Here is a 14,703-nt window from a genome sequence, read left to right as displayed (position 1 = left end):
GACCCGAACGCATCCTGCCACTACTGATCTGTGAGGATTCCCGTGGAATTCCATCACCTGGTTCAGCACGCCCGGACGCACTCGCAGCGGCGGTCCCCGGAAACGGGGCGCAGACTCGCGGCAGGCCAAGCGCCGACCGCCTTGTTCATCACCTGCGCCGATTCCCGGGTCCAACCGACGGCCATCACCGGGGCCGAACCCGGCACCCTCTTCGAGCTGCGCACCGCGGGCAACGTCATACCGCGGTTCACCCCCCGCTCGGCGACCGCCGAAATGGCCACCGTGGAATTCGCGGTGGTCGAGCTGGGTGTTTCCGAAATCATCGTCTGCGGCCACTCGCACTGCGGCGCGGTGCGCGCCCTGCACGGCGACGGGCCCGCGCCGCGGCACCTGCCCGCCACGCTGCGGTGGCTCACGGCGCACGCGCCACCGGGCGACGCCCTGCCGGACACCGGCACGCCCAGCGCGGGCCTGCGCGTCGAAGGGCAGGAGCACCTGCTCGCACAACTGCGGGAGTTGCGGGCCTACCCGTTCGTCCGGGACCGCCTGGCGACCGGCGCCCTGCGTGCCCACGGCTGGTTCTACGACATCGAGACCGGCGAGGTGACCGCGCACGACGACGGCCGCTTCCAGCCGCTGCGGGAGCGCTGACGTGGCCATGCGCACCGGAGATCAAGTGTCCCGCCCGACCCGCCGCACCTCGTGGTGGCCCGACGTCGGCGCGTCGCTCGTGGTGTTCCTGGTGGCCCTGCCGCTGTGCGTGGGCATCGCCGTCGCCTCCGGCGTCCCGGCCGAGCTGGGCATCGTCACGGGCATCGTCGGCGGTCTCGTCGCCGGGCTCATGCCCGGCAGCTCGCTCCAGGTCAGCGGGCCCGCCGCGGGCCTGACCGTGCTGGTTGCCGACACGGTGGCCGCGCACGGCGTCGCCGCGCTGGGCGTCATCGTGCTCGGCGCCGGCCTGCTCCAGGTCTCGCTGGGGCTGCTCGGCGTGGGCCGCTGGTTCCGCGCCATCTCGCCCGCCGTCGTGCAGGGGATGCTCGCCGGCATCGGGCTGGTGCTGCTGCTCGGCCAGTTCTACCCGCTCGGCGGGCGGGAGGCGCCCGCGAGCACCTGGGAGAAGTTCGCGGGCCTGCCCGGCCTCGTGGTGGACGTGGCGACCGACCCGGCCGCCCTGGGCGTCGGCCTGCTCGCCCTGGCGATCGCCGCCGGGTGGCGGCGCACCCGGTTCCGGGTGGTGCCCGGCGTGCTGGTCGGCGTGGTCGTGGCGACCGCCGTCGCGCTGCCGCTGACGCTGCCCCGCATCGAGGTGGGCTCGCTGGTCGCCGTGCTGCGGCCGGTCGACGCCACCCTGTTCAACACCGGCCTGCTCGGGGCGATCATCACGTTCGCCCTCATCGCGTCGGCGGAGAGCCTGTTCAGCGCGGCGGCGGTGGACCGGATGCACACCGGTCCGCGCACCCGCTACAACCAGGAGCTGGTCGCGCAGGGCGTGGGCAACGCCGTGTGCGGCGTCCTCGGCGCGCTGCCGATGACCGCGGTGATCGTCCGCAGCGCGACGAACGTGCAGGCGGGCGCGCGCACCAAGGCGTCCCGCGTGCTGCACGGCGTGTGGTTGCTGGTGTTCGTGGTGGCGTTGCCCGGTGTGCTGTCGCACGTGCCGCTGGCGGTGCTGGCGGCGATCCTGGTGCAGGCCGGGTGGAAGCTGCTGGAGGTGCGGCGCGCGGCCGAACTGGCCCGCACCGACCGCGCGGAGAGCGCGGTGCTGGTGCTCACCGCCGTGCTCATCGTGACCACCGACCTGCTCACCGGCACCGTCGCCGGTCTGCTGGCGGCCGTGGTGAAGACGGCGTGGGACGTGTCCCGGCTGTCGGTGACCGTGACCCCCGACGGCGGGGACCACGAGCACGTGACGTTGCGCGGCAACGCGACGTTCCTGCGCCTGCCCGCGTTGCTGGAGGAGCTGGAGGCGCTGCCGGTGACCAAGCACGTCCGGGTGGACCTGAGCGGGCTGCGGCACCTCGACCAGGCGTGCCGCCAGGCGATCGAGCAGTGGGCGGCGGCCCACCGCACGGCGGGCCGCTCGGTGGACCTGATCCGGCCCACCGCGGGCTGACTCAGCCGGGCAACCCGGCCACGAGCGCCCTGGTGACGCCGGTCAGGCGGGTGCGGGCGTCGGCGGCCGTGGTGTCGCTGTGCACCGACAGCAGCGCCACGGCGTACCGGCCGTGCAGCACACCCGCCGAGTGCAGGTAGAGGTCGGTCGGGAAGTACCACATCCAGCCCTGCTTCGCGTACGCCCCGACGTCGGGGGCGAGCAGGCCGAACGACTGGTCGAACCCGTCGGCGGCGGTGCCGGGCGCGGTGGACAACGCGCCCACCACGAACACCCGGTCCGCCGCCGGCAGGTCGGTCAGCACGTGGTGGTAGAGCCGCACCAGGTCGTCCGCGGTCGTCTCCACGTCACCCCACTGCGCCGGGTCCTCCGGCGGGCGGGTCGCCGCCAGGCCCGCCCGCCGCGCCGTCCGCCGCACCGCGCCCGGCCCGTCGTGCGACGTCCACAACGCGTTCATGGCCTCGTCGTCGCTGTCGCTCAGCGCACGCCGCAGCAGCTCGCGGTCCTCGTCGGCGACGTCGCCCTCCGCCAGCACGTCCAGCGCCACCAGGAGCTTGCTCAACGACGCGGAGCGGAACGGGACGTCGTCGCGGTGGCCCGCGTGCTCACCGGTGTCCAGGTCGAGCACGGCGAGGCCGAGGTCGAGGTCGCCCGCGTCGGCGACCGCGCGTGCCACGGCCGCCGACAGGACCGAGGTGGGCGCGGGCGTGGTCGTCCCCGGCGGCGTGGACGACCGCGTGCCCGCCGTGAGCGGTTCGGGAGACCGCGGCGCGGCGACGCGTCCGGGCCCGGAACCCGCCGCGGACACCGGTCCCACCGGGGCGCACCCCGCCACCAGGGCGGCGACCAGCGCCGAACCCACCACCCACCGGCTCTTGCCCACGTTTCCAGAGTTCGGGTCAGAGCCGCCTGATGTCGAGCGATTCCTCCTGTGCGAATCCTGAAGACTCGTCACGCCACACCAGGTAGGCGCCACCGGTGGGCCGCTCGGACACCGCCTCGACGAGTTCGGTTCCCCGATACAGCAGGCCCGCGCCGTCGTCGGTGCAGTGCGTTGTCGGCAGCGTCCCGTCCGCCACCGCCGCCTGGATCACGGGCCGCCGCCGGGCCTCGCTGTCGTAGTGCACGCCGTTGCCGTAGGGCAGCAGCCCCAGGCCGTTGGTCACGACCCGCAGCTCCGGGCCGAACGAGTCCGTGGAACCGCCCACGTACCAGCAGATCGACCCCGCGGACACGCCGCCGAGCACCACGCCCGCCTGCCACGCCCGGCGCATCGCGTCGCCGACGCCGTGGACCTCCCACACCGCCAGCAGGTTCGCGACGCTGCCGCCGCCGACCCACACCACGTCGTGCTCCAGCAGGAAGCCGGCGATGTCGGCGGTCGGCGGCATCGTGAACAGGTTGAGGTGGCTGACCTCCCAGCCGGCGACCTGGCCCGCCTCGCTCAGGTCGGCGTTGAAGGAGCGCTGGTCGCCGTTGGCGGTGCCGAGGTGGCACAACCGGGGTTTGGTCGCGCCGGACAGCTCGACGGCGTGGTGGACGAGCCGGTGGAACTCCAGGTTGGTGCGGGAACCGGCCTTGAAACCGCCGGAGGTGGCCAGGATGGTGGGCTGCTCTGCGGGCATTGCGTGATCCTCGCAGCACCCCGGCCGGGTGTGGAATCATTCAACGGTGACCTTTCTGGCCCGCCTCCGCCGCCTGGTGCAACGAACCGTGATCGGCGCGCTGGTGGTCGGGTTCCTCGTCGTCGGCGGCACCGCGTTCCGCGTCTGGCAGGTGGCCCGCGAGGACGACCGCACGCACGCCGACATGGCCGTGGTGCTCGGCGCCGCCCAGTACAACGGCGTGCCGTCGGACGTGCTCGCGGCCCGCCTGGAGCACGCGCGGCGGCTGTACGAGCAGGGCGTGGTGAACTACATCGCCACCACCGGCGGCAGGCAGCCCGGCGACAACTACACCGAGGGCGAGGCCGGGAAGATGTGGCTGGAGTCCCGGGGCGTGCCCGGCACGCGCATCCTGGAGGTCGGCGAGGGCGCCGACACGCTGGGCAGCATCCGGGCGCTGGCCGGGCTGGCGCGGGCGAAGTCGTTGAAGACGGCCGTGATCGTGTCCGATCCGTGGCACTCGCTGCGTGCCCGCACCATGGCCGAGGACCAGGGCCTGGACGCGTGGACCTCGCCCACCCGCAGCGGGCCGAACGTGCAGACCCGCGAGACCCAGTTCTTCTACATCCGCCGCGAGACCGGCGCGTTGCTCTACTACCACCTGATGAAGGCGCCGGTCGACGCGTTCGACGGCATCCTGCTCTGACCGGCCGCCCCCTGCCTAGGCTGTTCCGATGAGTGGTGGGTACACCGCGGCCGACGCGGCGCGGATGCTGGCCGAGGAGCCCAAGGGCTCGGTGCTCGCGGGCGCGCGGCCGGAGCGGCGCACGCCGTTCGCCCGGGACCGGGCACGCGTGCTGCACTCGGCGGCGTTGCGCCGGCTCGCCGGCAAGACCCAGGTGGTCGGGCCGCACGAGGGCGCCGAGGTGACCGGTGTGCCGCGCACCCGGCTGACGCACTCGCTGGAGGTCGCGCAGATCGGGCGCGGCATCGGCGCGGAGCTGGGCTGCGACCCGGACGTCGTGGACACCGCGGGTCTCGCGCACGACATCGGGCACCCGCCGTTCGGGCACAACGGGGAGCGCGCGCTCAACGAGCTGGCCGGGCCGTGCGGGGGGTTCGAGGGCAACGCGCAGACGCTGCGCATCCTCACCCGCCTGGAACCCAAGACCGCGCGTGGCCTCAACCTGACCCGTGCCTGCCTGGACGCCGCCACCAAGTACCCGTGGCCGCGCCGCGCCGGCACGGTGAAGTTCGGCGTCTACGAGGACGACCTCGACGTGTTCGCGTGGGTGCGGGACGGTGCGCCCGAAGGCAGGCGGTGCGTCGAGGCGCAGGTGATGGACTGGGCCGACGACGTGGCGTACTCCGTGCACGACGTGGAGGACGGCGTGCTCGCGCACCGCATCCGGCTGACGTCGCTGGGCGACGCCGAGGAGCGGGCCGCGATCGCCGAGCTGGCCGCGAAGCACTTCTCGGCCGAGCCGGTGTCCGCGCTGGATGACGTCGCGGCGGAGCTGTCCCGGCTGCCGGTGATCGCCGACCTCGGCGACTACGACGGGTCGCCCCGCGCGCAGGAAGCGTTGAAGCGGCTCACCAGCGAGTTGGTGGGCCGCTTCGCGTCCGCCGCCGTGGGCGCGACCCGCGCGGCCCACGGCGACGGCCCGCTGACCCGTTACGCCGCGGACCTGGTCGTGCCGCCGCGGGTGGCCGCCGAGGTGGCGTTGCTCAAGGCGGTGGCCGTGCGGTACGTGATGAGCGACCCGGCGCGGCTGCGTGCGCAGGCCCGGCAGCGGGAGGTGGTCGCCGAACTGGTGCGGCTGCTGCTCGCGGGCGCGCCGGGCGCGCTGGACCCGGCGTTCCGGCCCGCGTGGGAGCACGCGGGCGACGACGCGGCGCGGCTGCGCGTGGTGGTCGACCAGGTCGCGTCGCTCACCGACGCGCAGGCGCTGGCCCGGCACGAGGCGTTGGGCGTGCCCCGTCGGCCGTGACCGGTGGCACACTCGGGTGCACGGCGGGGTCCGGGCCTGCCCGAGAGCTGGAGGAGACGCCGTGCCCGATCGAGCGCACCTGGGGTTCGCCCTCGCCCTGCACGACGCCGTCGTGCCCGACCGGACGAGCAACGCGTGCTGGTCGCCGTACTCCGTGGCCAGCGCGCTCGGCATGGTGGCGCAGGCCGCGCGCGGCGACACCGAGCGGGAGCTGGTGGACCTGCTCGGCGAGGACAACGCCGCGTTGCTCAAGGACTCGGACGTGGGCGACGACGCGGAGTTCGCCGTCGCCAACACCCTGTGGGCGTGGGACGCCCTGCCGCTGGAGGACGCGTTCCTCGCCGAGCTGTCGGCGTGGCCCGGTGGCGACGTGCGGTCCGCGCCGTTCGCCGACGACCCGGACGGCGCGCGGGAGCTGGTCAACGCCGACGTCGCGCGCACCACGCGCGGGTTGATCCCGGAGCTGCTGTCGCCCGGTTCGATCAAGGCGGACACGGTGGCGGCCCTGGTCAACGCCCTCTACCTGAAGTGCGCCTGGGCCGAGGAGTTCCCGGTGCACGACACCGCGCCCCGGCCGTTCCGCGGTGTCGGCGACGTGGCGACCATGCGCCTTGAGGCGTCGCTGCGGTACGGCCGGGCCGCCGGTTGGGAGGCGGTGGCGATCGCCGCGCGTGGCGGCGTGGAGGCCGTCGTGCTGCTGCCGGAGGACGACCTGGGGCCCACCGCGGGCGTGCCCGCGGCGTTGGCGGACCTGGACCACGCGCGGGTCGAGTTGTTCCTGCCGAAGCTGGACCTCACCACGTCCGCCGCCCTCGGCGCGCCGCTGCGGCGGCTCGGGGTGCGGACCCTGTTCACCCGGGCCGCCGACCTCACCGGGCTGAGCCCCGACCCGCGGCTGTACGTGGACGAGGTGGTGCACGAAGCCGTGCTGCGGGTCGACGAGCGGGGTTTCGAGGGGGCGGCGGCGACGGCCGTGCTGATGCGGTTGACCGCGGTGGTGGAGCACCCGCCCGCCCGCACCGTCCGCGTCGACCGGCCGCACCTGTTCCTCGTGCGGCACGCCGGCACCGGCGCGGTCTACTTCCTCGCCCAGGTCGTCGCGCCCTGAACCGGCGCGCGGTCGGGGAAGCGCAACTGGAGCCGCATCCCCTCGCCGTCGCGGCCGGGCAGGGCGCACAGCAGGACGCTGCCCCGGTCGCCGTGCCGGACCCGCACCGCGCAGGAGTCGCCGGTGAGCAGGGTGCCCGCCAACATGCCGGCGGCTTCGGGATCCAGTTCCAGGGTGAGGCTGGTCATGGGGCACGACGGTAGGCCCTCGTGCCCGGCCAACCCAGTCGCTCGAAGGTGTCACGTTCCCGCGGCCCGTCCCGTCCCCGGTGTGCACACCGAGTGGAGGAGGGGACGTGCCCAGGATCCCGGTGCTCACCACCGAGCAGGCCAACCCGTTGGTGAAGCTGGCGTACCGGTTCGCGAAGCGGCGGTTCGGCGCCGTGCCGGAGCCGGTCGCGATGACCGCGCACCACCGCGGGCTGATGATGGCGAACGCGCGGCACGAGATGGGGGTGGAGCGTGCCGCGCGGACGCTGCCGGCGTCGTTGCGCGACCTGGTGGTCTACGCGACGGCGGTCAAGCTCGGCTGCACGTGGTGCGTGGACTTCACCGCCATGCTGATCAAGCACGAGGGGCTCGACGTGGAGCGGTTGCGTGAGATCCACGTGTACCAATCCTCGGACAAGTACACGGATATCGAGAAATTGGCACTCGCCTACGCCGAGGCGATGACCGACACTCCGGTCACCGTGACCGACGAGCAGGTCGCCGAACTGGACCGCAGGCTCGGCCACCGGGGGCTGGTGGAGTTGACCTACCTGATCGCGGTGGAGAACCAGCGCGCCCGGTTCAACTCCGCGTTCGGCATCACCGACCAGGGGTTCACGTCGGGTGACGCGTGTCGGGTGCCGATGCCCTGACGCGGTGGTGGATGGCCGTGTCTCCCGGACGGCCATCCACCCTGGTCACGCGGTCCGGACGACGAAGTCGAACGTGCCCTGGTAGCGGTTGCCGGTCAGCGGGCCGAGCGTGATCACCGTGTCGCGGATGTAGTACGCGTCGCGGCGGTTGAGCGCGCCGACGTTCATGCCGTACGCCTGGGTGTTGTCCGGGAAGTAGAGCTGCGTGGTGAGCACCGGCCCGCGGGGGGCCTGCACCTTCACGTGGATGTGCGGGGTGCGGCCCGGGTAGTCCTTGGGCACGATCGTCTCCAGCGTGAACGCGCCGTTCGCGCTGGTGAACTGGTGTCCGCGGCCCCGGTAGGCGGTGGTGTTGTTGTCGTACTGACCGCGCTGGTCGGCCTGCCAGAAGTCGAGCAGGACGTTGCCCAGCGGCCGGCACCGGAGGTCGTACACGAAGCCGGTGAGGCTGAGCAGCACGCCGTTGACCCCCGTCGTGCGGAGGTTGGTGCGCAACGGCGAGTTGCGCCGGAAGTACGGGCCCTCGATGACGGGCGGCGTGTCGTCGCCGTCGGTGCACTGGGGGGTCGGGGGCAGCGTGCGGCCCTCGGCGGGGGCGCTGCCGGCCAGCGCGACACCTGCCGCGGTCAACGCCACGGCGGCGGTGCCGGTGGTGATGAAGGAGCGGCGGGTGGTGCCGTCGTCGGTGAACTCCTCGGTCATGTGGGGCTGTCCTCTCGTGGTGGGAAAGGCGGCCCCTTCAACGTATCTTGGTCTAGACCAAAGCGGATCTGCCGTTCAGTTCACTCCCTGTGGAGGGTCGGTTGCTCCGCGTGGCCGCGAGGGCGACTGCACGCGCTCCCACACCCCTCGCGGCCGGTTCGCGCCTCCGCACCCCGGGGTCCGCTCCTCGACTCGCGCCCACCTGCGCCCGAGCCTCCGTCGCCGCCCGCATCCGCGTCGCCGCCGGTGTTCGCGGTCGGCGATGGTCGATCGGCCCGGCCGAGCCGCCTAATTTTCAGGAAGCCTGCCTGTATAGATACCGCGACCGGCCCTAACTATCAGGAAGGCTCCCTGAAAGTTTCGCGAGCCGGGGCGACGTTGTCGGCAGCCCGTCTCGGTCGACGCTGGGCCGCGGGGACAGCCGCGGTTGCCGCCCCGGCAGATCGGCCGGGCTGGCCTACGGGACCCGCGGTTCGGCTGATAGGGCGCGCCGCGGGCCGGCGGCCGGGTGGTGGCCGGGCGGTGGCCGGGCGGATGCGTGGGCCGGCTCTTCGGCTGGGTGCGGCCGGCCAACTTTCAGGGAGCCTGCCTGATAGTTGTCGGCGATCGGGTCGGCGGCCGGTGGATCGCGACTGGTGCGCGGGCCGCTGGGTGGTTGAGGCGGAAACTTTCAGGGAGGCTCCCTGAAAGTTTCGGAGGGCGGGCGGGTCAGAAGGTGACGTGGCGGAGCTTGTCCGGGTTCACGAAGTCGTAGAACGCCACGACCCGGCCGTCCCGCACGGCGACCGCCGCCACTCGTGCCGCCAGCTTGTCCTGGGCGGGGAACTTCATGCCGGGCTCGCCGTTGACCAAAACCGGTTCGCCGGCCGGTATCCCCCCGTACTTGCGCACCAGGCCGAGCAGGAAGCGTGCGACCTTCTCCGCCCCGACCACCGCGTTGAGCGCGGTCCGCGCCTTGCCGTCGCTGTCGCCCAGCGCGACGACGTCCGGGTGCAGCAACCCCACCACGGCCGCCACGTCACCGGCCGCCAGCGCCGCCAGGAACTTCTCCAGGACCTCCCGGTGCTCGGTGGGCGGCACGCGCGGCGGGGGAGGGGCGGCCGACGCGGCTCGCCTGCCGCGTGACGCGTGCTGCCGCGCCGTCGCCACGGCGCACCCCAGGGTCTCGGCGATGGAGTCGAACGGCACCCCGAACGCGTCGTGCAGCACGAACGCCACCCGCTGCTCGGGCGTCAGCTCGTCCAGCAGCACCAGGGCCGCCATCCGCACGCCGTCGTCGCGGACCACCGCGTCCAACGGGTCGTCCTCGGACGACGTGACCAGCGGCTCGGGGAGCCACTGACCGACGTACCGCTCCCGCCGCACCGCGGCCGACCGCAGCTGGTCCAGGCACAGCCTCCCCACCACGGTGGTCAGCCACGCCCGCAGGTCCGCGATCTCCGCCCGCGCCCGGTCCGACAACCGCGACAGCCGCAGCCACGCCTCCTGCACCGCGTCCTCGGCGTCCGCCACGCTGCCGGTGAGCCGGTAGGCCACGCCGATCAGGTGCGCCCGCTGTTCCGTGAAGGCGACGGCCAGGGTCTGCTCGGCTGCGGTCACCCCTCCAGTCTGCCGGCACTAGACTCGGCGACCGTGGCAGGACGAATCCGGGACAGCGATATCGCGTTGGTGCGGGACCGCAGCCGGATCGACGAGGTCGTCGGCGACCACGTGTCCCTCCGCCGGGCGGGCGGAGGCGCGCTGAAGGGCCTGTGCCCGTTCCACGACGAGAAGTCACCGAGCTTCAACGTGCGCCCGACGCACGGCACGTACCACTGCTTCGGCTGCGGCGAGGGCGGCGACGTCATCGCGTTCGTGATGAAGATCGAGCACCTCGGTTTCGTGGAGGCCGTCGAACGGCTCGCCGACCGCGCGGGCATCCGGCTCACCTACGAGGGCGGCGGCGCGACGGTGCAGCGCGACCGCGGCACCAGGTCGAGGCTCATCGAGGCGCACCGCGCCGCCGCCGAGTTCTACGCCGAGCAGCTCGCCTCGCCGGAGGCGCTGCCCGCGCGGGAGTTCCTGGCGCAGCGCGGGTTCGACGAGAACGCCGCGCGCACGTTCGGCTGCGGCTTCGCGCCCGCCGGCTGGGACCGGCTCACCAAGCACCTGCTCGGCCGCGGCTTCGAGCTGACCGAGCTGATCAAGGCCCAGCTGTCCAAGGAGGGCAGGCAGGGCCCGATCGACCGCTTCCACCGCCGGCTGCTGTGGCCGATCCGGGACCTCGGCGGCGACGTGGTGGGCTTCGGCGCGCGGCGGATCTTCGACGACGACCCGATCCAGGCCAAGTACCTCAACACCGGCGAGAGCCCGATCTACAAGAAGTCCACCGTCCTGTTCGGCCTGGACCTCGCCAAGCGGGAGATCGCGAAGCGCCGGCAGGCCGTGGTGGTCGAGGGCTACACCGACGTGATGGCGATGCACCTGGCGGGCGTCCCGACGGCGGTCGCGTCGTGCGGCACGGCCTTCGGCGCCGAGCACATGAACGTGCTGCGCCGCCTGCTCATCGACGACGACATGAACGGCGAGGTGATCTTCACCTTCGACGGCGACGCGGCGGGCCAGAAGGCGGCGCTCAAGGCGTTCGAGGGCGAGCAGCACTTCTCCGCGCAGACCTACATCGCCATCGCGCCCGACGACATGGACCCGTGCGAGCTGCGGCAGGTCAAGGGCGACGTCGCCGTGCGCGACCTGGTGGCACGCCGCACGCCGCTGTTCGAGTTCGCCATCAGGACCCAGTTGCAGGCGTACGACCTGGACTCGATCGACGGCCGCGTCGAGGCGTTGAAGAAGATGGTGCCGTTCGTCGCGCAGATCAAGGACCGCGCCAAGCGCGACGGGTACGCGACGCGGCTGGCCTGGTGGGTCGGCTGGGACGACGAGGCGGCCGTGGTGCGGCGGGTCCGGGAGACCGCGAACGGCCGTGCGCCCGCCAAGGGCAGGCCGCGGCCGGTGGACCCGAACCAGGGCACGCTCGCCGTGGAGGCCGAGGGTCCGGCCCGGCCCGACCCGCGCGACCCCCGGCTGTGGCACCAGCGGGAGGCGTTGAAGGCCGCCCTGCAACTGCCGGAGATGGCCGGGCCGTACTACGACTCGCTGCCGGACGAGGCGTTCACGCACCCCGCGTACCAGGCGCTGCACCGGGCGATCCGGGAGGCGGGCGGCGCGTCGGGCGGGCTGTCCGGGCCGGCGTTCGTGGACGCGGTCAGCCGCCAGTGCGACCAGCAGGTCGTGCGGTCGGTGCTCACCGAGCTGTCCGTGGAGGCGCTCCAGGTGCGTGCCGACGACGAGTACCGGTACGTGCAGAGCGTGCTGACCAGGTTGCAGCAGCTGCTGGTGGCCGCGCAGATCGTGGAGATCAAGTCGCGGCTGCGGCGGGTGTCGCCGGTCGAGGAGGCCGACGAGTACCGCGCCCTGTTCGGCGACCTGATCGCGCTTGAGGCTTACCACAAGGAACTGGGCGAACAAGCGGTCGGCGGGTTGTGATGGGGCTGTGGGGCAGGCTGTTCGGCTCGGGTGCGCCCGCCGGGTTCACCGGTGCGCTGGAGGCGGACGAGCGGGTGCTGGCGTCGGCGGCGACGGGTGACGGGTTCCTGGTGGCGACGTCCCTGGGGCTGTGGCTGCCGGGGCCGCGTCGCGTCGGGTGGCACCTGCTGTCCAAGGCGGTGTGGCGTGGTGGCGCGCTGACCGTGGTCGAGGCGGAGGAGGACGGCGTCGCGGGCGAGGCCGTGGTGCTGCGCGACCTGCCGCCGGTCCGGTACCCGCTGGCGACGCCGGGCAAGGTGCCCGAGGTGGTGCACGCCAGGGTGACCGCGTCGATCCGGGTGCGGCACCGGCACGAGGAGCCGGGCGCGTGGTTCCTCCAGCGCAAGGTGCCGGGGCGTGACGGCGTGGTGCTCCAGGTCCGGCCGGACGCGGGTGTCGACGTGGCCAGGGTGCGGCGGATCGCCGAGGAGGTCGCGGCGAAGATCGCCCGCCTCAAGCCGGTCGACTGAACCCCCTCGACAAAAAGCAGTACGCGCGTACTGTGAGAGTCATGTGGGATCCGGTGGCGTACCTGTCCTTCGCCGACCACCGCTCGCGGCCGTTCCACGAGCTGGTGGCGCGGATCGGCGCGCACTCGCCGCGTCGCGTCGTCGACCTCGGCTGCGGGCCGGGGAACCTGACGCGGACCCTCGTCGCCCGGTGGCCCGACGCCGTCGTGACGGCGTTCGACTCGTCACCGGAGATGGTCGCGGCGGCGCGGGAGCACGGCGTGGACGCCCGGGTGGCGGACGTGGCCGACTGGACGCCGTCCGACGACACGGACGTCGTGGTGACCAACGCCGTCCTCCAGTGGGTGGAGGGCCACCCGGACCTGCTGCGGAAGTGGGTGGGCGCGCTGCCGTCCGGGGCGTGGCTGGGCGTGCAGGTGCCCGGCAACTTCGACGGGCCGTCGCACGCCCTCACCCGCGAGCTGGTGGCGTCCTCGTGGCCGGAGCTGACCGGGCTGATGCGGGTGGACCCGGTGCTCGACGCGGCGGGCTACGCCGACGTGCTGGGTGACGCCGCCGAGGTCGACGCGTGGGAGACCACCTACCTCCAGCGCCTCACCGGGCCGGACGCCGTCCTGGAGTGGATCAGCGGCACCGCGCTGCGGCCCGTGCGGGCGGCGTTGGACGACGCCGCGTGGGCCGAGTTCCGGGCCGCGCTCGCGCCCCGGCTGCGGGCCGCGTACCCGCGGCGGGCCGACGGGGCCACCTGGTTCCCGTTCCGGCGGATCTTCGCCGTGGCCCGCGTGCGCTAGGCGCGTCAGCGGTTGACCGGCTCCGCGGGGATCACCGGGTCGCGGTGGTACCCGTTGGTCTGCGCCCGCCGCCGCCCGAAACCGGTCTTCTCGCTCACCTTGGCCCGGACGACACCCGCGGCCCCTTGCACGGCCGGGTGGTCGGCCACGGCGCGGAACGCGCGGGCGATCTGGTCGTACCGGTGGCGACCCGCGCGTGCGCCGAGGACGTAGCCGATCGCCGCGCCGAACAGGATGCCCTTCATGGGATCTCCTCCCGTGCTGTTGTGCCTGGTCAAGTCCCATCCTGCCGCAGAAGGAGGGGGTGTGTGCGAGCACTGTCCACGATGCGCTAGAGTTGTGCACTGTCAGGCCGCGAGGCCGGGCGGCACAACCGAACATTCCCCCATAGCTCAACGGCAGAGCATTCGACTGTTAATCGAAGGGTTACTGGTTCGAATCCAGTTGGGGGAGCTTTCAGGGTCAGCCCTCGTCCAGCACGGACGGGGGCTGATTCGTCTGTCCATGCGTCGTCCCCGTTCCCCGAAGTCCGGTCCCAGGGTGACCCGGAGCCGGGCGGCGCAAACCCTGATCACCCGTTTGACACACCGACGGAGGCGGTCCGGTGCGGCACGCTGGGAACATGTCGGACCGCTTCGCCAACCGCCGCCTCATCGAGTCCCTGGACCCCGTGCGGGACCACGAACGCATCATGCGGGTGTCATCGGCCTACGAGTTCCCGTGGGACTACGTGCGGGCGCTGGAGTTCGCGTTGTTCAAGACGTACTGCGTGCCGTCCATCTCGTCGCTGCTGGCCCGGACCGGCGAGTTCGAGCACCGGCCGCAGAAGCGCTACGACGACACCGCGCTGCTCATGGCGGAGCTGGTGGACCACGGCTACGACTCGCCACGGGGCAAGGAGGCGCTGCGCGTGGTGAACCGCCTGCACGGTCGGTACGACATCGCCAACGACGACATGAAGTACGTGTTGTCGACGTTCGTGTACGAGCCCATCGACTGGCTGGAGCGGTTCGGGTGGCGGCCGTTGACCCGGCAGGAGCGCTTGGCGGCGTTCTACTTCTACCGCGCCGTGGGTGCGCGTATGGCGATCCGGGACGTGCCGGAGACCTATGACGAGTTCCTGGCGTTCAAGCGGGCGTACGAGGAGAAGGAGTTCGTGTACAGCGACACGAACCGTCGGATCGGTCAGTACACGCTGGACCTGTTCTGCTCGTGGTACCCCGCGCCGCGGGCGCTGACCGCGAAGGCCGCCGTGGCGATGCTGGACGACCGCATGGTGCGTGCGTTCGGCTTCACCGCGCCGCACCCGTGGGTGGGCGCGCTCGGCCGCACGGCGCTCCGCCTGAGGGCGCGCCTGGTCCGCCACCTGCCGCCCCGCACCACACCGCGTCTCACCAACGACCCGGGCAACCGCACGTACCCCGGCTACCCGGTGGGTTACCGCCCGGCGGACCTCGGTGCCCCGTAGCCGTTTGCACACGGGTTGGTCACGTGCTGA

16 protein-coding genes and 1 tRNA gene are annotated in these 14,703 nt (G+C 72.9%); 11 read left to right on the top strand and 6 right to left on the bottom strand.

Annotation, left to right across the window (positions count from 1 at the left end):
- The first annotated feature begins 42 nt into the window (after window positions 1–42).
- Both KZQ38_RS31725 and KZQ38_RS31720 read left to right on the top strand, forming a co-directional pair.
- A complete protein-coding gene (locus KZQ38_RS31725) occupies window positions 43–651 on the top strand; it encodes a carbonic anhydrase (RefSeq protein WP_219447420.1) in 609 nt (202 codons plus the stop codon).
- A gap of 25 nt (window positions 652–676) precedes the next feature.
- On the top strand, window positions 677–2,113 hold the full coding sequence (locus tag KZQ38_RS31720; RefSeq protein ID WP_308258688.1) for a SulP family inorganic anion transporter: 1,437 nt from the start codon (window positions 677–679) through the stop codon (window positions 2,111–2,113).
- Window position 2,114: 1 nt separating this feature from the next.
- Here KZQ38_RS31720 and KZQ38_RS31715 read toward each other — a convergent pair whose 3' ends face one another.
- Entirely contained in the window at window positions 2,115–2,996 is an 882-nt protein-coding gene (locus KZQ38_RS31715; RefSeq protein WP_219447418.1) for a serine hydrolase, read from the bottom strand.
- A 16-nt stretch (window positions 2,997–3,012) separates the two neighbouring features.
- On the bottom strand, window positions 3,013–3,738 hold the full coding sequence (locus KZQ38_RS31710; RefSeq protein ID WP_219447416.1) for a Type 1 glutamine amidotransferase-like domain-containing protein: 726 nt from the start codon (window positions 3,736–3,738) through the stop codon (window positions 3,013–3,015).
- 46 nt (window positions 3,739–3,784) lie between these two features.
- Here KZQ38_RS31710 and KZQ38_RS31705 point away from each other — a divergent pair, with 46 nt between their 5' ends.
- From KZQ38_RS31705 to KZQ38_RS31695, 3 genes are all read left to right on the top strand, one after another.
- Entirely contained in the window at window positions 3,785–4,423 is a 639-nt protein-coding gene (locus KZQ38_RS31705; protein WP_219447414.1) for a YdcF family protein, read from the top strand.
- A gap of 28 nt (window positions 4,424–4,451) precedes the next feature.
- Window positions 4,452–5,708 carry a deoxyguanosinetriphosphate triphosphohydrolase gene (locus KZQ38_RS31700; protein ID WP_219447412.1) on the top strand — a complete coding sequence of 419 codons (1,257 nt, stop codon included), beginning with the start codon at window positions 4,452–4,454 and terminating at the stop codon, window positions 5,706–5,708.
- A gap of 61 nt (window positions 5,709–5,769) precedes the next feature.
- Window positions 5,770–6,816 (top strand): serpin family protein, encoded by a 1,047-nt coding sequence (locus tag KZQ38_RS31695; protein WP_219447410.1) that lies wholly within the window; start codon window positions 5,770–5,772, stop codon window positions 6,814–6,816.
- Here KZQ38_RS31695 and KZQ38_RS31690 read toward each other — a convergent pair.
- Window positions 6,786–7,004, bottom strand: coding sequence for a hypothetical protein (locus tag KZQ38_RS31690; RefSeq protein WP_219447408.1), 219 nt, complete (start codon window positions 7,002–7,004; stop codon window positions 6,786–6,788). The genes KZQ38_RS31695 and KZQ38_RS31690 overlap by 31 nt on opposite strands.
- A gap of 107 nt (window positions 7,005–7,111) precedes the next feature.
- On the opposite strand from KZQ38_RS31690, the gene KZQ38_RS31685 reads away from it, so the two are divergent.
- Window positions 7,112–7,678 carry a carboxymuconolactone decarboxylase family protein gene (locus tag KZQ38_RS31685; RefSeq protein ID WP_219447406.1) on the top strand — a complete coding sequence of 189 codons (567 nt, stop codon included), beginning with the start codon at window positions 7,112–7,114 and terminating at the stop codon, window positions 7,676–7,678.
- Between the two features lie 45 nt (window positions 7,679–7,723).
- Here KZQ38_RS31685 and KZQ38_RS31680 read toward each other — a convergent pair whose 3' ends face one another.
- Together KZQ38_RS31680 and sigJ are read right to left on the bottom strand one after the other, a co-directional pair.
- Window positions 7,724–8,380, bottom strand: coding sequence for a dioxygenase family protein (locus tag KZQ38_RS31680; protein WP_219447404.1), 657 nt, complete (start codon window positions 8,378–8,380; stop codon window positions 7,724–7,726).
- Between the two features lie 708 nt (window positions 8,381–9,088).
- The gene (gene sigJ, locus KZQ38_RS31675; RefSeq protein WP_219447402.1) at window positions 9,089–9,979 is read right to left on the bottom strand and encodes an RNA polymerase sigma factor SigJ; all 891 of its coding nucleotides are present in this window, start codon (window positions 9,977–9,979) and stop codon (window positions 9,089–9,091) included.
- Between the two features lie 33 nt (window positions 9,980–10,012).
- Here sigJ and dnaG point away from each other — a divergent pair, with 33 nt between their 5' ends.
- The 3 genes from dnaG to KZQ38_RS31660 are packed head-to-tail and all read left to right on the top strand — an operon-like array spanning window position 10,013 to window position 13,205.
- Complete coding sequence (dnaG, locus tag KZQ38_RS31670) at window positions 10,013–11,905, top strand: DNA primase (protein WP_219447400.1); 1,893 nt, start codon at window positions 10,013–10,015, stop codon at window positions 11,903–11,905.
- Window positions 11,905–12,414, top strand: a complete 510-nt coding sequence (locus KZQ38_RS31665; protein WP_219447518.1) for a hypothetical protein — start codon at window positions 11,905–11,907, stop codon at window positions 12,412–12,414. Before dnaG ends, KZQ38_RS31665 begins: the two co-directional genes overlap by 1 nt.
- Window positions 12,415–12,455: 41 nt before the next feature.
- Window positions 12,456–13,205 (top strand): trans-aconitate 2-methyltransferase, encoded by a 750-nt coding sequence (locus KZQ38_RS31660; protein ID WP_219447399.1) that lies wholly within the window; start codon window positions 12,456–12,458, stop codon window positions 13,203–13,205.
- A gap of 5 nt (window positions 13,206–13,210) precedes the next feature.
- Here KZQ38_RS31660 and KZQ38_RS31655 read toward each other — a convergent pair whose 3' ends face one another.
- Window positions 13,211–13,450: a hypothetical protein gene (locus KZQ38_RS31655; RefSeq protein WP_219447398.1), complete on the bottom strand. Its 240-nt coding sequence runs from the start codon at window positions 13,448–13,450 to the stop codon at window positions 13,211–13,213.
- A gap of 136 nt (window positions 13,451–13,586) precedes the next feature.
- On the opposite strand from KZQ38_RS31655, the gene KZQ38_RS31650 reads away from it, so the two are divergent.
- Both KZQ38_RS31650 and KZQ38_RS31645 read left to right on the top strand, forming a co-directional pair.
- Window positions 13,587–13,658, top strand: a tRNA-Asn gene (locus tag KZQ38_RS31650).
- Between the two features lie 169 nt (window positions 13,659–13,827).
- Complete coding sequence (locus KZQ38_RS31645; RefSeq protein ID WP_219447397.1) at window positions 13,828–14,673, top strand: oxygenase MpaB family protein; 846 nt, start codon at window positions 13,828–13,830, stop codon at window positions 14,671–14,673.
- Window positions 14,674–14,703 lie beyond the last annotated feature (30 nt).

It is taken from the genome of Saccharothrix obliqua (assembly GCF_019375475.1).
In the GTDB taxonomy this organism is placed as follows: domain Bacteria; phylum Actinomycetota; class Actinomycetes; order Mycobacteriales; family Pseudonocardiaceae; genus Actinosynnema; species Actinosynnema obliqua.
The sequence above is the reverse complement of the archived record's forward strand: the minus strand, read 5'-3'. Positions and strand labels throughout refer to the sequence as shown.

Coding starts and splice junctions, on each gene's coding strand:
- KZQ38_RS31655 (WP_219447398.1), bottom strand. CDS start 13,450: ATGAAGGGCATCCTGTTCGGCGCGGCGATCGGCTACGTCCTCGGCGCA.
- KZQ38_RS31645 (WP_219447397.1), top strand. CDS start 13,828: ATGTCGGACCGCTTCGCCAACCGCCGCCTCATCGAGTCCCTGGACCCC.
- KZQ38_RS31665 (WP_219447518.1), top strand. CDS start 11,905: ATGGGGCTGTGGGGCAGGCTGTTCGGCTCGGGTGCGCCCGCCGGGTTC.
- KZQ38_RS31700 (WP_219447412.1), top strand. CDS start 4,452: ATGAGTGGTGGGTACACCGCGGCCGACGCGGCGCGGATGCTGGCCGAG.
- KZQ38_RS31710 (WP_219447416.1), bottom strand. CDS start 3,738: ATGCCCGCAGAGCAGCCCACCATCCTGGCCACCTCCGGCGGTTTCAAG.
- KZQ38_RS31680 (WP_219447404.1), bottom strand. CDS start 8,380: ATGACCGAGGAGTTCACCGACGACGGCACCACCCGCCGCTCCTTCATC.
- KZQ38_RS31660 (WP_219447399.1), top strand. CDS start 12,456: ATGTGGGATCCGGTGGCGTACCTGTCCTTCGCCGACCACCGCTCGCGG.
- KZQ38_RS31690 (WP_219447408.1), bottom strand. CDS start 7,004: ATGACCAGCCTCACCCTGGAACTGGATCCCGAAGCCGCCGGCATGTTG.